At 67.4% G+C, this 16,797-nt stretch carries 17 protein-coding genes; 14 read left to right on the top strand and 3 right to left on the bottom strand.

Features of this window, described 5'->3' with window-relative positions; all coding sequences use genetic code 11:
- The first annotated feature begins 74 nt into the window (after positions 1-74).
- From prcA to G8760_RS10145, 4 genes are all read left to right on the top strand, one after another.
- A complete protein-coding gene (gene prcA, locus G8760_RS10160; RefSeq protein ID WP_246222510.1) occupies positions 75-809 on the top strand; it encodes a proteasome subunit alpha in 735 nt (244 codons plus the stop codon).
- Between the two features lie 9 nt (positions 810-818).
- The gene (pafA, locus tag G8760_RS10155) at positions 819-2,180 is read left to right on the top strand and encodes a Pup--protein ligase (protein WP_166350492.1); all 1,362 of its coding nucleotides are present in this window, start codon (positions 819-821) and stop codon (positions 2,178-2,180) included.
- Between the two features lie 147 nt (positions 2,181-2,327).
- Complete coding sequence (locus G8760_RS10150; protein WP_166350490.1) at positions 2,328-3,329, top strand: FKBP-type peptidyl-prolyl cis-trans isomerase; 1,002 nt, start codon at positions 2,328-2,330, stop codon at positions 3,327-3,329.
- Between the two features lie 87 nt (positions 3,330-3,416).
- Entirely contained in the window at positions 3,417-3,779 is a 363-nt protein-coding gene (locus G8760_RS10145; protein WP_166351121.1) for an FKBP-type peptidyl-prolyl cis-trans isomerase, read from the top strand.
- A 37-nt stretch (positions 3,780-3,816) separates the two neighbouring features.
- On the opposite strand, the gene G8760_RS10140 is transcribed toward G8760_RS10145, so the two are convergent.
- Positions 3,817-4,899 carry a DUF3866 family protein gene (locus tag G8760_RS10140; RefSeq protein WP_166350488.1) on the bottom strand — a complete coding sequence of 361 codons (1,083 nt, stop codon included), beginning with the start codon at positions 4,897-4,899 and terminating at the stop codon, positions 3,817-3,819.
- Positions 4,900-5,035: 136 nt separating this feature from the next.
- Here G8760_RS10140 and G8760_RS10135 point away from each other — a divergent pair, with 136 nt between their 5' ends.
- The 6 genes from G8760_RS10135 (at position 5,036) to G8760_RS10110 (ending at position 11,314) form a co-directional block, all read left to right on the top strand.
- Positions 5,036-6,013: a helix-turn-helix transcriptional regulator gene (locus G8760_RS10135; protein ID WP_207782211.1), complete on the top strand. Its 978-nt coding sequence runs from the start codon at positions 5,036-5,038 to the stop codon at positions 6,011-6,013.
- Positions 6,010-7,011 carry a helix-turn-helix transcriptional regulator gene (locus tag G8760_RS10130; protein WP_211198962.1) on the top strand — a complete coding sequence of 334 codons (1,002 nt, stop codon included), beginning with the start codon at positions 6,010-6,012 and terminating at the stop codon, positions 7,009-7,011. Before G8760_RS10135 ends, G8760_RS10130 begins: the two co-directional genes overlap by 4 nt.
- An 11-nt stretch (positions 7,012-7,022) precedes the next feature.
- Positions 7,023-7,208, top strand: a complete 186-nt coding sequence (locus G8760_RS10125; protein ID WP_166350484.1) for a hypothetical protein — start codon at positions 7,023-7,025, stop codon at positions 7,206-7,208.
- A gap of 69 nt (positions 7,209-7,277) precedes the next feature.
- Entirely contained in the window at positions 7,278-7,568 is a 291-nt protein-coding gene (tatA, locus tag G8760_RS10120) for a Sec-independent protein translocase subunit TatA (protein ID WP_166350482.1), read from the top strand.
- A gap of 24 nt (positions 7,569-7,592) precedes the next feature.
- A complete protein-coding gene (gene tatC, locus G8760_RS10115; RefSeq protein WP_207782210.1) occupies positions 7,593-8,456 on the top strand; it encodes a twin-arginine translocase subunit TatC in 864 nt (287 codons plus the stop codon).
- A 110-nt stretch (positions 8,457-8,566) separates the two neighbouring features.
- Positions 8,567-11,314: a DEAD/DEAH box helicase gene (locus G8760_RS10110; RefSeq protein ID WP_166350480.1), complete on the top strand. Its 2,748-nt coding sequence runs from the start codon at positions 8,567-8,569 to the stop codon at positions 11,312-11,314.
- An 11-nt stretch (positions 11,315-11,325) separates the two neighbouring features.
- Here the strand turns inward: G8760_RS10110 and G8760_RS10105 are convergent, their stop codons facing one another.
- Positions 11,326-12,234, bottom strand: coding sequence for a 5'-3' exonuclease H3TH domain-containing protein (locus G8760_RS10105; protein WP_166351115.1), 909 nt, complete (start codon positions 12,232-12,234; stop codon positions 11,326-11,328).
- 110 nt (positions 12,235-12,344) lie between these two features.
- Between G8760_RS10105 and G8760_RS10100 the strand changes: the two genes are divergently transcribed.
- Complete coding sequence (locus G8760_RS10100; protein WP_207782209.1) at positions 12,345-13,451, top strand: M24 family metallopeptidase; 1,107 nt, start codon at positions 12,345-12,347, stop codon at positions 13,449-13,451.
- Positions 13,452-13,466: 15 nt separating this feature from the next.
- Here G8760_RS10100 and G8760_RS10095 read toward each other — a convergent pair whose 3' ends face one another.
- On the bottom strand, positions 13,467-14,099 hold the full coding sequence (locus G8760_RS10095; RefSeq protein ID WP_166350476.1) for an NAD(P)-dependent oxidoreductase: 633 nt from the start codon (positions 14,097-14,099) through the stop codon (positions 13,467-13,469).
- Between the two features lie 144 nt (positions 14,100-14,243).
- Between G8760_RS10095 and G8760_RS10090 the strand changes: the two genes are divergently transcribed.
- The 3 genes from G8760_RS10090 to G8760_RS10080 all read left to right on the top strand — a co-directional run bounded on the left by G8760_RS10090 (position 14,244) and on the right by G8760_RS10080 (position 16,791).
- Positions 14,244-14,834: a TetR/AcrR family transcriptional regulator gene (locus tag G8760_RS10090; RefSeq protein WP_207782208.1), complete on the top strand. Its 591-nt coding sequence runs from the start codon at positions 14,244-14,246 to the stop codon at positions 14,832-14,834.
- A 75-nt stretch (positions 14,835-14,909) separates the two neighbouring features.
- Positions 14,910-15,350, top strand: a complete 441-nt coding sequence (locus G8760_RS10085; RefSeq protein WP_166350474.1) for an Lrp/AsnC family transcriptional regulator — start codon at positions 14,910-14,912, stop codon at positions 15,348-15,350.
- A 106-nt stretch (positions 15,351-15,456) separates the two neighbouring features.
- Entirely contained in the window at positions 15,457-16,791 is a 1,335-nt protein-coding gene (locus G8760_RS10080) for an extracellular solute-binding protein (RefSeq protein ID WP_166350472.1), read from the top strand.
- Positions 16,792-16,797 lie beyond the last annotated feature (6 nt).

The raw sequence follows: 16,797 nt of genomic DNA, 5'->3' as shown, positions 1-16,797 counted from the left end.
ATCCGGCTGATGCGCCCGCACCGCATTCGCTGATCTGACCACCCCCGGCCTCGAGAGGAACCCCACCGGTGTCGATGCAGTTCGGATACGTCTCGCCCGAGCAGATCATGAAAGACCGGGCCGATTACGCCCGCAAGGGCATCGCCCGGTCGCGTTCGGTCATCGTCATGCAGTATTCGGGCGGGATCCTGTTCGTGGCGGAGAACCCTTCGCCGTCGTTGCACAAGATCAGTGAGATATACGACCGCATAGCTTTCGCCGCGGTCGGCAAGTACAACGAATTCGAGAACCTGCGGCAGGCCGGAGTTCGCCTCGCCGACCTGCGCGGTTATGCCTTCGACCGAGTGGACGTGTCGGGCCGGGCGCTGGCCAACGTGTACGCCCAGACCCTCGGCACCATCTTCACCCAGGATCCCAAGGCATACGAGGTCGAGATCGTGGTGGCGGAGCTGGGCCGGGACGAGTCCGAAGACGAGATCTATCGCATCGTCTACGACGGCTCCGTCTTCGCGGAGAACGGTTTCGCGGTCATGGGTGGTCCGGCCGAGCAGGTCGCCGGGTACGTCCGTGAGGGGTTCCAGCGTTCGGCGTCGATCGAGGAGTCCCTGCACTTGGCGGTTGGTGCGCTGGGACGCAACGACGGAGGCGAATCGCGGCAGCTGTCCACGTCGCAGCTCGAGGTGGCCGTGCTGGAACGGCGCCGGCCGCGGCGTACGTTCCGCCGGATCCGTGGCGCAGCGCTGGAGACATTACTCACCGAACCGAATCGAGACGCAACAGAGACCACGTCTGACGATTCAGGAGACTAAAGTCGATTCATGGATCGACGCATTTTCGGGTTGGAGAACGAGTACGGCGTCACGTGCACGTTTCGCGGTCAGCGTCGGCTCTCGCCCGACGAGGTGGCCAGGTACCTGTTCCGGCGGGTGGTCACCTGGGGGCGAAGCAGCAACGTATTCCTTTCTAACGGGGCACGGCTGTACCTCGACGTCGGCAGCCACCCGGAATACGCCACCCCGGAATGCGATTCGATCACCGATCTGGTCGCTCATGACAAAGCGGGAGAGCGTGTTCTCGAGGGCCTCCTGGTGGATGCCGAGCGTCGACTCGCCGAGGAGGGCATCGTTGGTGATGTCTACCTGTTCAAGAACAACACCGACTCCGCCGGCAATTCCTACGGCTGTCACGAAAACTACCTGGTAGGCCGGCACGGCGAGTTCTCCCGGCTGGCTGACGTGCTGATCCCGTTCCTGGTCACCCGGCAGATCATCTGCGGCGCGGGTAAGGTGCTACAGACCCCGCGCGGCGCCATGTTCGCGGTCAGCCAGCGGGCTGAGCACATCTGGGAGGGTGTGTCGAGCGCCACCACCCGCAGCCGGCCCATCATCAACACCCGCGATGAACCCCATGCCGACGCCGAACGGTATCGGCGGCTCCACGTGATCGTGGGCGACTCCAACATGAACGAGTGCACCACGTTGCTCAAGGTGGGGGCCACCGACCTCGTTCTACGCATGATCGAGGCTGGTATCGGGCTGCGCGACCTCGGGCTCGAGAACCCTATCCGAGCTATCCGCGAGATCAGCCACGACATCACCGGCCGCCGCAAGGTACGCCTGGCTGGTGGCCGCGAGGCTTCGGCCTTGGAGATCCAGGAGGAGTACTTCACGAAGGCCCGCAACTTCGTGGAGCGCCGGGAGATCGACTCCCCGGTTGTGCATCGTGTGCTGGAGCTGTGGGAGCGCACCCTGAAGGCCGTCGATACCGGCGACCTGGGGCTCATCGAACGCGAGATCGACTGGGTCACCAAATACCGGCTGATCGAGCGGTACCGTGCCCGGCACGGCATGACGTTGTCGCACCCTCGTGTCGCCCAACTCGATCTGGCGTACCACGACATCCACCGCGGCCGCGGCCTGTACTACATGTTGCAGCGGCGTGGCGCGGTAGCCCGGGTCGCACGTGATCTGGAGATCTTCGAGGCGAAGTCGGTGCCGCCGCAGACGACGCGGGCCAAATTGCGGGGTGAGTTCATCAAACGCGCTCAAGAACGCCGACGAGACTTCACCGTCGACTGGGTGCATCTCAAGCTCAACGATCAGGCACAGCGAACGGTGCTGTGCAAGGACCCGTTCCGCTCCACTGACGAGCGGGTCGCACGCCTGATCGACAGTATGTGAGCTGGACTGTCACGTGGTAGCCAATCGCGGTCCGGCAGTGCCGTCCGACGCTCGGTAGGGGCGTTCTGGCAGCCACTGAGATCAAGAGTTAAGGTTGGTTCCTGCTTCGTCACGCGACCGCTCATCGAGCATTGAGGATCTATTCACGTGCGCAATCTACGCCTGTTAACTTCTGCGCTGCTCGCCTCCGGCTTGATGCTGGCCGCGTGTGGCTCCGACGACGACACGACGGCCAGTTCCGACAACGGATCGGAGAGCGCCAGCGGCATCAACGTGTCTGGTGAGTTCGGCGAGAAACCCACCCTGGAGGTTCCCGACGGCGAGCCGGCCGGCGAGCTCGAGGTCACGACCGTGACGGAGGGCGACGGCCGGGAGATCGGCGCCGACGACTACGTGTTGGCCCACTATCTCGGCCAGGCCTGGGACGAGCGAAACCCTGACGACCTCGACCCACAGGCGCTGGCTGGTCTCGATGACGAGCAGGCCGAGGCCGAGTCGGTGCCGTACGTCTTCGACAACTCCTACGACCGTGGGTCCGCCGCCGGTTTCTCCTTGAACCGGGTGATCGCGGGCTGGAAGGACGGCTTGACCGGCCAGAAGGTCGGTTCTCGTGTCCTGCTGTCGATCCCACCGGAGAGCGGGTATGGCGGCCAAGAGGGTCACGACCTCGCCGACGACACGCTGATCTTCGTGGTGGACGTCGTCGACTCGATCGCGCCGGACGCCGCCGCCACCGGTGAAGCCGTCGACGGCCTATCCGACGACCTGCCGGAGGTCGAAGGCGGCGAAACCGGCGCCCCAACCTTGAACTTCGAGGGTGCGTCGGAACCGCAGGAGTCGGACTCCACGGTGATCCTGCGCGGCGACGGCGACGAGATCCTCGACTCGGTGATCGTGCAAATGTTGGAGGCACCGTATCCCGACGGCGAAGGTGCCCAAAGCACGTGGGAGTTGGGCACCCCTGAAGAGGTCACCATCGACATGCTGGCGACGCTGCCAGGCTGGGACGATGTCGCCGACGGCCTCACCGTTGGCTCCCGGATCCTGACCCGGATCAGTGCCGAGGACGCGGCGATGCCTGGTGTCGAGGACGAGGAGCCGGAGGGTACTGCTCTCGTGCTCATCGTCGACGTGCTCGGCACCTACTGATGTACTGCCGATAGACCACATCGAGCTGGTCGGCGTATGCCGGCCAGCTGACCACTCATACCACCACACGGGGGAGTAGCACTCATGATGCTCGACCGTCCAGAGGTGGACTTTCCCGACGGAGAGCCACCCTCCGACTTGGAGATCACCGACCTTCATGTGGGCGCCGGCTCGCCAGCCGCCGCCGGCGCTGAGGTGACGGTGCACTATGTCGGCGTGGAATTCGAGACCGGCGAAGAGTTCGACGCGTCGTGGAACCGCGGCCAACCGGTGAACTTCCCATTGCGTGGCTTGATCCAGGGGTGGCAAGACGGCATCCCGGGTATGCGCGAGGGTGGCCGCCGCCGGCTGGTGGTACCGCCGCATCTGGCGTACGGACCGCCTGGCTCGGGGCACCGGTTGGCGGGCAAGACGTTGATCTTCGTGATCGACCTGCTGAACGTGCGCTGAGACGGCGCCGGTTCACGGCTGCCGACGATGGCCTCTCTTAGCTGTCATGGCTCAGGAGCGCGGCGGCGTGCCGGCCGGCCGCTGCGGCGGCGAGAAAGTACGCATGGTCCCGGTCGAGGCCGCGGCCCATCGTCGACAGGTGTACGGGGCTGGTGTGGAGGGCGTCGTCGAGCCCGTCGGGCGCTACGGTGATGACGTTGTGCCGGCCGGCCAACCGGGCCGCCTGAGCGGCCACGGTCTCCCCGAACTCGCCTTCTAGTTTCGGTACGACGACGTCAGCCGAGGTGAGCGCCACCTTGCCGTAGGCGGTGAGACTGTGATGGGAGACCCCGCGGTGTCGTTCACGCGGGTCGGCCTCGCTGATCCGCAACGATGCCACCGGCCGGCCGCCGAGTATGACGGTGGCGTTGACCGCCTCGCCGCAGGCCACGCCCGAGTAGCCCCACCGGGTGCCGGTGCCGAGGTTGCCCGGGCCTTGGGCGACTACCGCGATGTCGGCGTGCAGCACATGGCGGGCGGCCAGCAGGCCGGAGTGGAGGGTCACCGCTTCCAGGTCGCCACCGAAGGCCTGCCCGACGGTGACGGTGCCGGCCAGCCACCGGGCGTTCGTCAACGCGGCGACCGTCCGGCTGAACCACAAAGGCAGCGCGCCGCCATCGGTCATGACGTAGACGACCCGGCACTGCGGCGTGACCGTTCGTACTCCGGCCAGCACCGCTGGCACGGCCGAGTGCAGATCGGCGATGACCACGGGCATTCCGTCGAGGTCGTCGGCCGAACGGAGGGTCTCGTGCCACGGCGACTCTTGTTCGTCGGCGCCCAGGACGATCGGTTGCAGCGGGGTGTACCGCGCCTTGACCAAATGCCCCGGGCTGGGCTCCGGGTCGGCGGGCAGGCGGTCCGGGATAGCGACGACGTGTGCGTGCCCACCGGTGCCCAAGCCGAGGTCGAGGGCCGCTGTGTTCAGCAGTACCCGATCTCCGACCTGAGGGGTGCCGACCAGCGCGGTATACGCGAGGGCACGGACCTCGCCGTTGTTGGTGGTTGTGACCACCAGCTCTTGAACTCCGGGCCACGAAGCCCTGATGGCGCTTACCACGCCGTCCCGCCACCGAATCACGCCGACGAGCCTAGTGGAGGGGTAGTCTCACGGTGAACCTGGTGCCGTTGGCGTCGCCGGTCCGGCGCCCGGATGTACCCACCGTGTCGTGTGGGCGCCGCGTCACGACCGCCAGAGAATGTGTGAGGAGGTGCGCGTGTCTCAGCAGGCGAAGAGTGAACGTCTGATGAACCTGGTCATCTGTCTGTTGGTCGCGCGTGGCTACGTGCCGAAGAGCCGTATCCGCAGCGTCGTCGGCGGCTACGGCGACCAGACCGACGAGGCGTTCGACCGCATGTTCGAGCGCGACAAGGACGAACTGCGCGACGTCGGCATCCCGATCGAGATCGGCAGCAACGACCCTTTCGGCGAGGATGAACCCGGCTACCGCATCTCACGGCATGAGTTCGAGCTACCCGAGATCAGGCTGGAGCCGGACGAGGCCGCGGTGGTCGGGTTGGCCGCGCGGGCATGGCAACATTCCGGGCTGGCCGCGGCGGCCAGCACGGCGGTCGTCAAGCTTCAAGCGGCCGGGGTGGAGGCCGACACCCGGGCGCTGGGTGCGGTGGAGCCGCGAGTGGGGGGCGAGGAGCCGGCTTTCTGGCCGCTGTGGGAGGCGGTGCGGGACCGCCGGCCGGTGCGGTTCTGGCATCGCAAGGTATCCAGCGCCACCGGAATGCAACGACACCTGCGTCCTTGGAGCGTGTTGTCCTGGCATGGCCGGTGGTACGTGCTGGGATTCGACACCGATCGCGAGGACGCGCGGATGTTCCGGCTGTCGCGCATCGTTGGCGACGTCGAACCCGACGGTGAACCAGGCAGCTATGAGGTTCCGCCACCGGACGACGTACGGTCCGCGGCCAGTTCGCTGGCTCCCTCACCCGAGCACCGTGACCTCTCGGTGGCCACCCTGAAGGTGCGTGAGGGCAGCGGCCACACACTTCGCCGCCGGGCTACCGACGTCCGGCCGGCCGACGTGCCTGGTTGGGACGTGGTCACGGTGAGCTACTCGTCGCAGACCCGGCTGGTCGAGGAGATCGCCACCCATGGGGCCGACGTCGTCGCCCTGGAACCTGACGAGCTACGCAAACGTGTCGTCGAGTGGCTCACCGACATCGTGGAGGAGACACCGTGACCACGGGCCAACCCCGCCAGCGCCGAGCCGACAGTGCTCCGGCCCAGGTGTCGCGGTTGCTGTCGATGCTGCCCTACCTCCGCTCCCACCCCTATGCCCGGGTGGCCGACGTCGCAGCCCTGTTCAACGTGAGCGAACGTCAGGTGATCCGCGACTTGCGGGTGTTGTGGTTCTCCGGGCTGCCCGGCCTGGCCATGGGCGACTACATCGAGGTCGACATGGAGTCGGTCGAAGGTGAGGGGATCATCAGCGTCTCCAACGCCGACTATCTGGCCCGGCCGCTGCGGCTGCGGACCGATGAAGCCGTCGCGCTGCTGGTCGCGCTGCGGACGCTGGCCGACGTGCCGGGTTCGTTCGACCGGGAAGCGATCGACCGGGCTATCACCAAGTTGGAACAGGCCGCGGGCGAGGTCGCTGAGCGGGCGGCCGCGGTCCAGATCCAGGTGGACGGTGAGGCGGTCGCGGACGTCGCGGCCACTGTCCGGACCGCCCTCGACGAACGTCGGCGATTACACCTGTCCTACTGGGTGCCGGCTCGGGACGAGACGACCGAACGAGACGTCGACCCGATGCGGCTGGTGGTGGTAGACGGCCGGCTCTATCTGGAGGGTTGGTGCCGGCGCGCCGAGCAGGTGCGTCTGTTCCGGCTCGATCGGGTGGCCGCGGTCTCGATTCTCGACGCCCCGGCCGACCTACCCGACCAGGCCCGTCCGCGCGACCTCTCCGACGGGCTGTTCCAGCCCTCGCCGGATGACGAGTTGGTGACGCTTGAGTTGACGCGTGGTGGCCGCTGGGTCACCGATTACTATCCGTTTGAATCCGCCGAGGAACTCCCGAATGGTGGCATTCGGCTCCGGCTCTGGGTTCGCGACCGGCGGTGGCTGCGCCGGCTCATGTTGCGGCTCGGCTCCACCGGCCGGGTTGTCGACCCCGCCGACCTGGCGACCGAGGTGGTCGACGACGCCCGTGCCGCTCTGGCTGCCTACGAGGTGGGATAGGGTCGACACCGATGTCCACATTGGCGTTCTGGCTGTTTGTCGCGGTGGCGGTGTTGTTCGTCATCGCGGTGCTCGTCGTTGTGCTGGCGATCCGTTCCACCGCTCGCAAAGGCAAGGTCCTTTCTCAGGAAGTGGGCGCTCTTTCCCAAGAGCTGGATCACGTCGTAGGATCTCAGGGGAGACAGGGCCCGCCATAACGCTCCGCGGCGGTCCCCGCGCCCTGACGTACCATCGGTAGCACAGGCCGCATCAGGAAGAGGTCGAACATGGGCAACATCGGTACTTGGCAGCTGGTGATCATTGCCGCGATCATTCTGCTCCTCTTCGGCGCCAAGAGGCTGCCGGAGGCCGCGCGTGGCCTCGGTCGTTCGCTGAAGATCTTCAAGACTGAGACCAAAGGTCTCATGGATGACGACTCCAGGAAGGACGACGACTCCTTGGCCGACGACGCCCCGCAGTCGGCGTCCAGCACCGAGCGCGAGGCGCCCGCCGTCGAGCCCACCAAGGTGGAGACACCATCGGATCGGGCCAACGAGTCCACCAAACGCGACTCCTAACCCTCCGCGGCGGCTGAGCGAAACGTGGCGACCTTGATCGGCCGTCGCAAGAAGGGCTCTCGCCCGGACCGCGACCCCGAAGGCCGAATGACCCTCGTGGAGCACCTGCGAGAACTCCGTTCGCGGCTGCTCAAGGCTTCCGCTGCCGTCGTCCTGTTCGGTCTGGTCGGCTTCATTTTCCGCGACCAGATCATGGACTTTCTGCTGCAACCCATGTTCGATGCGGCGGAGAAGGCCGGGGCCGACGCACGGGCCATCTACCAAAGCCCAACCGACCCGCTGTTCATCCCGCTGAAGATCGCGATGTGGACCGGACTGGTACTGGGTGCACCGGTGTGGATCTACCAGGTCTGGGCGTTCATCACGCCGGCGTTGTACTCGAACGAGAAGAAGTGGGCCAGCGCGGTGGTCGGCGTGTCCGTGCCGATGTTCGCCGCCGGAGTGGGGCTGGCGTTGTGGGTTATGCCGCGGGCGTGGGAGTTCTTGCTCAACTTCACACCCACCGAGCTGGTGGAGAACTACGTCCCGTTCGGCGAATATCTGTCGTTCGTCATCCGTCTCGGCCTGGTGTTCGGCGTAGGTTTCCTGTTGCCCGTCTTCGTTGTGCTGTTGAACGCCGTTGGTGTGCTCCGGCACGAGACCCTGTCGACGGCGCGCCGCTGGGTCATCGTCGGCATCTTCGTGTTCGGTGCCGTCGCGACCCCCACCGGCGACCCTCTCACCCTCATGCTCCTTGCCACCCCGATGTGGCTGCTGTTCGAGGCAGCGGTGCTGGTCTGCCGGTTCCTCGACCGGCGCCGGGATCGTGAACGGGGCTCCGACCTCGCCGACGACGAAGCCACGCCGGACGAGATGCTCGACCGGATCGGCCGCGACGACGAGCAGTAGGCGGCCGGGGCGGCACCGCCTCCTGTCATGGACACGCCGACGGGTATCCGGACCACGACTCGCTGGGTCCACCGCGCGTTCCCGACGATTCGTTCTGTAGCCTGGGCCACATGAGCTCGCCCGCGGAGCGATACGCGGCGTCGCGGCGCCGGCAAGTCTCTCGTCGATCCTCGCTTGGTCGATTCCGGGCGGCGTACCCGTTCCCCCTCGACGATTTCCAGCTGCGCGCCTGCGAGAGCCTCGAACAGGGCCGCGGCGTTCTAGTGGCCGCTCCCACGGGGGCCGGCAAGACCATCGTCGGGGAGTTCGCCGTTCACCTGGCGCTGGAAGAGCGGCGCAAGTGTTTCTACACCACCCCGATCAAAGCGTTGTCGAACCAGAAGTACCACGACCTGGTGGCCATTCACGGTGCGGCGTCGGTCGGATTGCTCACCGGCGATACCACCATCAACGGCGAGGCGCCGGTGGTCGTGATGACCACCGAAGTACTGCGCAACATGCTTTATGCCGGTTCGTCCACCCTGTCCGGTCTCGGCTACGTCGTGATGGACGAGGTGCATTACCTGGCCGACCAGTTCCGCGGCGCGGTCTGGGAAGAAGTGATCATCAATCTCTCCGAATCGGTGAGTGTCGTCTCCCTCTCGGCCACGGTGTCGAACGCCGAGGAGTTCGGCGACTGGTTGACCACCGTCCGCGGCGACACCGACGTGGTGGTCGAAGAACGCCGCCCGGTGCCGCTGTGGCAGCACGTGATGGTCGGGTCGCGCATGATGGATCTGTTCGCCCAGACCGGCGCCGGAGACGATACCCGACGCGCTGTCAATCCGCAGTTGACTCGTTATACCCGCGGCGTGGACGACACCCGTGGCCATGGCGGCCGGCGTGGGGGCCGCGGCCCCCGCAACCGCCGTCCTCGTGACGGCGTCTACCCACCCGGCCGAGTCGAGGTGTTGGACCGGCTCGCCCGGGCGGATCTCCTTCCCGCCATCGTGTTCGTGTTCAGCCGCGCCGGGTGCGACGCCGCCGTCCAGCAATGTGTCGTCGCTGGTGTACGGCTTACCTCAGCGGACGAACGCGCCGAGATCAGAGCTATCGTCGACCAGCGCTGCGCCGGCATTCCGGACGAGGATCTGCGGGTCCTCGGATTCGACGCCTGGCTCGATGGCCTGGAGCGCGGGCTGGCCGCACACCACGCTGGTTTGTTGCCGCTGTTCAAGGAGACCGTCGAAGAGCTGTTCGTGCGCGGTCTGCTCCGTGCCGTCTTCGCCACCGAGACCCTGGCGCTGGGTATCAACATGCCCGCCCGCACCGTTGTGCTGGAGCGGCTGGTCAAGTGGAACGGCGAGTCACATGCCGACGTCACCCCAGGCGAGTACACGCAGCTCACCGGCCGCGCCGGCCGGCGTGGGATCGACGTGGAGGGGCATGCGGTTGTGCTCTGGCAGCCCGGTTTCGATCCCACCGCTGTCGCGGGGCTGGCCTCGACCCGCACGTATCCGCTGCGTTCGTCGTTCCGGCCGTCGTACAACATGGCGGTCAACCTCGTCGACCGGGTGGGCCGGGGCACTGCGCGCGAGATCCTGGAGTCGTCGTTCGCTCAGTTCCAGGCCGATCGAGCCGTGGTTGGCCTGGCGCAGCAGCTGCGCCGCAGCGAGGAGGCTATTCAGGGCTACCGCGAGGCGATGCGCTGCGACCTCGGAGACTTCGACGAGTACGCGGGTCTGCGGCGGGCCATCAAGGACCGAGAGAGCGCCTTGGCCAGGGAAGGCAGCGCACTCCGGCGGGCTGCCGCGGTCGATTCGCTGGAGCGGCTCCGGATAGGCGACGTCATCCGGGTGCCCGCCGGAAAAGCCGCCGGGCTGGCGGTAGTGCTGGACCCCGGTGTACCCGGCGGCTCGGCCCGCGGCGACGGGCCCCGGCCGACCGTTCTGACCGAAAGTAGGCAGGTGCGGCGGTTGTCGTTGACCGACGTGCCCGAGCCGGTCGAGGCGCTCGACCGGATGCGCATTCCACGGTCGTTCAACCCCAAAGTCCCGGCCGCCCGCCGGGAGCTGGCAGCTGCTCTGCGGGCTCGGGTGCTCGATGACGACCGACCTGCCCGGCGTTCGCGCCGCGCCGCGGCCACCGATGACGAGCAGCTCAACCAGTTGCGTCGGCAGCTTCGTGGGCATCCGTGTCACCGCTGCCCGGAACGGGAGGAGCATGCTCGTTGGGCCCAGCGAGCCCACCGGCTCGAGCGCGAAACCGAGCAGTTGTCGCGGCGTATCGAGTCGCGGACCAACACCGTCGCTAGGCAATTCGACCGCGTATGTGCGGTTCTCGACTCGCTCGGCTACCTCGACGGTGACACCGCCACCGACGCCGGCCGGCGGTTGTCCCGGTTATACGGGGAGCTGGATCTGCTCGCCGCGGAGTGTTTACGCGAAGGGGTGTGGGACGGTCTCGACCCGGCTGAACTGGCCGCGTGTGTGTCGACGTTGACCTTCGAGGCGCGCCAGCCTGACGACGCGGCCCGTCCGGCGCTGCCCGACAACGCCGTGCGGGAGGTTCTGAGCACCATGGTGCGGCTGTGGTCGGATCTCGACGCGGTGGAGTCCGACCACGGGGTCGATTTCCTCCGTGAGCCGGATTTCGGCTTCGCCGATGCGGCCTGGCGCTGGGCCAGCGGGCACCGCCTCGATTCGGTGCTGCGCAGCTCTGGTATGGCGGCGGGAGACTTCGTGCGGGCGATCCGGCAACTGTTGGACCTGCTGGACCAGGTGGCCGACGCGGCGGCCGGAACCGAGCTCCGCGAAACCGCGCGGCTGGCTGCTGGAGCGTTGCGGCGCGGTGTAGTCGCCTACGCCACCAGCGTCTGACGATCCTCCCGTCAGTAGCGCGGGAGTTCGGCCAGCGCTGTTGTCACGCGGGTCACCGACGAGCCCAGGCCCCAGCGCTCGGACAACGCCGCTAGTGCGGCCGGATCGGCTGGTGTGGCCGGCAAGTGGTCGTCGAGCGGCGGCACCGGAACGTCCGTGCGTACCGCGACGACGCCGGGTGCGACGGTCAGGTAGTCGCGGGCGTCGAGGACCCGCCGCCGGATGGTGGGGGAGAGGTCGGCGCCGGGATCGTCAGCGGCGGCGACGAGACTCTTGACATCGCCGAACCTGCCGACCAATGTGGCCGCCGTCTTGTCGCCCACTCCGCCGACGCCGGGCAGCCCGTCGCTGGGGTCGCCGCGTAAGGTGGCGAAGTCGGCATAAGAACGGCCCGGGATGCCGTATTTGGCGGCGACCGCCGCTTCGTCGATGATCTCGTGCCGGCCGACCCCACGTGCGGTGTAGAGCACCCGGACCCCGCGGCTGTCGTCGACGAGTTGGAACAGGTCGCGGTCGCCGGTGACGATGTCGACCGGTCCGGTGTCACGGGTGGCCAGAGTGCCGATGACGTCGTCGGCCTCGAACCCGGGGACCCCGACGTGCGCGATCCCGAGGGCGTCCAGCACCTCGAGAATGACCGGTACCTGGGCTTCCAGGGCGGGCGGAATGGTTTCGGCGTTGGTGGCGGCGTCGGCCACCCGATGCTGTTTGTAGCTCGGCAGCAACGCCACCCGGAAGGGAGGTCGCCAGTCGGCGTCGAGACACGCCACCAGGCGGGACGGCTGCCGGTCGGTGGTGAGCCGCGCGATGAAGTCCAGCAGCCCACGCACGGCGTTGACCGGGGTGCCGTCGGGTGCGGTGACTTTCTCCGGCACACCGAAGAAGGCGCGGAAGTACAGCGACGCGGTGTCGAGCAGCATGAGGCGGGTCACGGGGTCAGCTTGCCACGGATCCGGTGGGTCGGGCAGGATGCCGCGGCGCCGCCGGGTGGTGCTGGGCACCGGCGGGCGGAGATCGTAGGCTTCGGGCTGTGACGAACATCTTCGACGCCCGCCTGGACCGGGCCCGTGACGCGGCTACCGCCGCCGGCCTGGACGCCCTGCTCATCACTCCCGGATCGGACCTGCGTTACCTCACCGGGTACGCCGCCTTGCCGTTGGAGCGCCTCACCTGCCTCGTGCTGCCCGTCCACGGGCCGGCCAGCCTCGTTGTACCTGAGCTGGAGAAGCCCGCGGCGCAAGCGTCGCCGGCCGGCGATCTCGCGGTCGACATCCGCCCCTGGCCGGAATCGGCGGACCCGATCGCTCTGGTCGCCGACCTGCTTCCGGGCGTGCAACGGGTTGGGCTCGACGATCACATGTGGGCGGAGAAGGTGTTGCGGTTCCGCTCGGCCATGCCGGCGGCCGAACAACATGCTGCCGGGGCGGTGTTGTCGGAGCTGCGGATGCGCAAGGATGCCGCCGAGATCGACGCACTTCGAGAGGCCGGCGCCGCCATCGACCGGGTGCACGCCCAGGTGCCGCAGTGGCTGCGCCCGGGCCGCACCGAGGCCGAGGTGGGCCGCGACATCGCCGACGCCATCATCGCCGAAGGACACGTCACGGTGGATTTCGTCATCGTCGCCTCCGGACCGAATGGCGCCAGCCCGCACCATGAGACCGCCGACCGGGTCGTCGAGGTCGGCGACGTCGTCGTCGTCGACATCGGCGGCACCACCGAGGCGGGTTACTGCTCGGACTCCACCCGCACCTACGCGGTCGGACATGTTCCCGACGGTTTCGCCGCCGACTATGACGTCCTGCTGAAGGCGCAGATCGCCGCGGTAGACCGGGTCCGCCCAGGTGTCACCGCGGGGTCGGTCGACGCCGCGGCGCGGGATCTGCTCGACGAGGCTGGGCTGGGGGAGTACTTCATCCACCGCACCGGGCACGGGATCGGCATGGACTCACACGAGGAGCCGTACATCATCGGTGGTGACACCCGGCTCATCGAGGCGGGTATGGCCTTCTCCATCGAACCTGGCTTCTACAAGGCCGGGCAGTACGGCGCCCGCATCGAAGATATCGTCGTCGCCACCGCCGACGGGGTGGAGCGGCTCAATCTCCGGCCCCGCGAGCTGGTGATCGTCGAGGCCTGATCACACCGGTATTCGTCACCGGGCCACTCCGAGCGGGATACGGAAGGTGGTCTGGTCGTCGAGCACGTCCAGGATGGCGCTGGCGAGGTTCGCCCGCGCGAGGGCATAGCCGCGGCGGACGTTGGCGTTGTGCCGTACCCGGTACCGGCCGGTGTGCGCCTTGTTGGTCAGCATGGGCGGGCGCATGATCGTCCAATCGAGGTCGCTGTCCTGGACGACCGTTTCCATGGCCACCATGTCGGCGAACGGGTGCCGGAGCATCCGGCGGAGCATAGGTTTGACGACGAAACGGGTGAAGGGTCCGTCGCCGTCGGTGTACGGGCCGGCAGCGCTGATCAGGACAACTCGGCGGGCCTTGGTGGCGTGCATAGCCGCGGTGATGGCGTTGGCACTGCCGGCACATGCGTCCGACGGCCCCTTCTCGACCGGCCCGATCGCCGACACGACGGCGTCGGAGCGGGCGATGTGTGGTTCGAGTGCCACCGGGTCCATGGCGTCGACGGCGACCACGTCGAGCTGGTCGTGTTGGAGGTCGGCGAGTTTCGCCGGCGTGCGAACCAACGCGGTTACGCTGTGGCCGCGGCCCAGGGACTGGTCGACCAGGTGCCGTCCGGTGCCCCCGGTGGCGCCGAGAATGCAGATGTGCATAGATAGATTCACCTCTACGAGTGGTGAGTGAACACTTACTAACTATAGTGTGGTTAGTATTCACTCACCTGTCAAGCCGGCCCGAGCACGTCAGGCCCGACCGGTTTGTCGCTACTCGTCGACGCCGTCTCGAAGGGATGTCTCGTGGGAACCCGCGACTTGATACTCGACGCCGCCGCGCAGATCATGCGCGACGACGGCATCACCCGGGCGACCACCAAGGAGATCGCCCGCCGGGCCGGGTTTTCCGAAGCGACGCTGTACAAACACTTCGCCGACAAAACCGAGCTGTTCGTGGCCGTACTCGCCGAGCGGGCGCCCGGCCTGGCCGAGGTGCTGGCGACCCTGGGCGACCGAGTGGGCCGGGGGAGTGTCGCCACGACGCTGAGCGAGGTTGCGCGGTCCGCGCTGCTCTTCTACGACGAGACGTTCACCATGGCGGCGGGTGTTTTCGCCGACCGTCAGGTTTTGCAGGCACTCCGCGCCGACCTGCACCGGATCGGAGCCGGCCCCGAAGGTGTCAACCATGCCCTGACCAGCTACCTCACGAAAGAACGGGCGGCCGGCCGGGTGCGTGCGGACCTGGATCCGACGGCGGCGTCGTCACTGCTGCTCGGAGCCTGCTTGCAGCGGGCGTTCCTGCGCCATTTCTACGGCCGTGAGCTCGAGGATGCCGACTCCACGGCCACGGCGCTCGTCGAGACGTTGATCCGTGGCATCGGCACGTCGCACTAACGGTCGGGTCACGATCCAGCGCCACGCCGATGCAGGTCACGACGGTAGTCGTCACGGAGCATCTACAGTAGCGGGGTGGAAGACATCGACCGGCAGATCGTGTCGCTGCTCCTGCGCGACGGCAGGATGAGCTACACCGACCTCGGCAAAGCCACCGGCCTGTCCACCTCGGCGGTGCATCAGCGGGTGCGGCGGCTAGAAGAGCGGGGCGTCATCCGCGGCTATACGGCGGTGGTCGACCACGAGTCGTTGGGTTTACCGCTGACCGCCTTCATCTCGGTCAAACCGATCGATCCCAGTCAGCCCGACGATTCGCCGGAGCGGTTGGCATCCATCACCGAGATCGAGGCGTGCCACTCGGTGGCCGGTGACGAGAACTACATCCTCAAGGTGCGGGTGGAGAAACCCGGCGCCCTGGAGGATCTGCTGGCCCGGATCCGCTCGTCGGCCAACGTGTCCACCCGGACCATGATCGTGTTGTCGACGCCGTACGAGAATCGCCCCACCGTCGCCTGAACCTCGGGGATGGCTCGCCCCGGGGTAGCCCCGGACCGGGGAGCCATGTCATACTCGGCAAGTTGTTATAACATTCCAAACTTAGAACTACTTCGGAGGAGGCTGCATGCGCACACGAACCGCCCGGGCACGAGGTCTGCGCCTGGTATCCGCCGCCGCTGCCGTACCCCTCGTGCTGGCCGCGTGTGGCTCCGACGACGGTGGCTCGGCCGGTGGCTCCGATCCCGTGCGCATCTCGTTCCTGACCCACTGGGGCCCGGAGCAGGTCGCCATGCTGGAGGAGGCGGCCACGGAGTTCGAGTCGGAACACGACGGCGCCATCGAGGTGGAGATCCGCGCCGTCCCGTTCGCCAATTTGCTCAGCACCCTGCGCACCCAGGGCTCCTCGGCCAACGGCCCGACCATGGCCAGCGTCTACGACCTGTGGCTCGCGGAACTGGTGCGGGACGAATTGGCCGCGGCCGCACCCGACGACATCGCCAATGCCGTGACGGATGCCTGGCCGGACAACCTCGTGGCCGGTGTGACCAAGGACGACGCCGTCCGCGGCTTCCCGAACGAGGTCAACCTCTACGCCCTGAACTACAACACCGCCCTGTTCGACGAAGCCGGGATCGAGGCCGCGCCCACCACCTGGGCCGAGCTGTCCGACGCCGCCGACGCGATCTCGGCTCTGGGCGACGGCCGGCAAGGGTTCGGTGTGATCAGCAGCTGGCCGGCCGGCACGGTACACCCCTGGTTGTCCATGGTGGCCTCGAACGGTGGCGCGTTGCTCGACGCGGCCACCCCCACCCTCGACACCCCAGAGGTCGCCGCCGTGGCCGAACTCTACGCCGAGCTGGTCGACAGCGGCGCCACGGTGCCGACCATGAGCGGGGCCAACGCCAACACGACCGGGCCCTATCTGGACAACTTCGTCAACGAGAAGACCGGCATGATCATCATGGCGAACTGGTGGAAAGGTGCACTGCAGGAGGCGATGGGGGACCGGTTCGACGACGTCGCCGTCGCGCCGATCCCGGTGGGGCCGGACGGCACCAGCGCCAGCAGCGTGTCCTACTCCTGGCTGACCATCGTCAACGGCAACGCCCGCGATGAGCAGCAGGAAGCAGCCTGGGACTTTCTCACCTGGCTCAACGGTGACACGAGTGGTGCCGACGGGTCGTCGGCCATGGGCGACATCCTCATGTCCATGGGGATCCTGCCCAGCCGCACCAGCGACCTCGAGGCCCACGCCGATCAGTTGGCCGAACCTTTCCTCGCCGCCTACGTCGACCTCCTGCCCGACGCCACACCATTCCCCAGCGTGCTGGGTGGCGAGGAGATGACCGTGGCGCTCCAGCAGCAGCTCGAGCAGCTGCTCTTCGGCTCGGTCGACCCGGCCACCGCTATGGACAACGCGCAGTCCGAGGTGAGCTCGATCCTCTCCGCCAAGGAATGAGCGCTC

The sequence above is a fragment of the Phytoactinopolyspora limicola genome (assembly GCF_011320225.1).
Taxonomy (GTDB): Bacteria; Actinomycetota; Actinomycetes; order Jiangellales; family Jiangellaceae; genus Phytoactinopolyspora; species Phytoactinopolyspora limicola.
This window is presented reverse-complemented; position numbering and strand designations above follow the sequence as displayed.

Excerpts from the sequence above, each read along its gene's own strand:
- G8760_RS10105 (WP_166351115.1), bottom strand. The coding sequence starts at position 12,234 with ATGCTGCTCGACACCGCGTCGCTGTACTTCCGCGCCTTCTTCGGTGTG.
- G8760_RS10110 (WP_166350480.1), top strand. The coding sequence starts at position 8,567 with ATGAGCTCGCCCGCGGAGCGATACGCGGCGTCGCGGCGCCGGCAAGTC.
- G8760_RS10145 (WP_166351121.1), top strand. The coding sequence starts at position 3,417 with ATGCTCGACCGTCCAGAGGTGGACTTTCCCGACGGAGAGCCACCCTCC.
- tatA (WP_166350482.1), top strand. The coding sequence starts at position 7,278 with ATGGGCAACATCGGTACTTGGCAGCTGGTGATCATTGCCGCGATCATT.
- G8760_RS10125 (WP_166350484.1), top strand. The coding sequence starts at position 7,023 with ATGTCCACATTGGCGTTCTGGCTGTTTGTCGCGGTGGCGGTGTTGTTC.
- G8760_RS10095 (WP_166350476.1), bottom strand. The coding sequence starts at position 14,099 with ATGCACATCTGCATTCTCGGCGCCACCGGGGGCACCGGACGGCACCTG.
- prcA (WP_246222510.1), top strand. The coding sequence starts at position 75 with ATGCAGTTCGGATACGTCTCGCCCGAGCAGATCATGAAAGACCGGGCC.
- G8760_RS10080 (WP_166350472.1), top strand. The coding sequence starts at position 15,457 with ATGCGCACACGAACCGCCCGGGCACGAGGTCTGCGCCTGGTATCCGCC.
- pafA (WP_166350492.1), top strand. The coding sequence starts at position 819 with ATGGATCGACGCATTTTCGGGTTGGAGAACGAGTACGGCGTCACGTGC.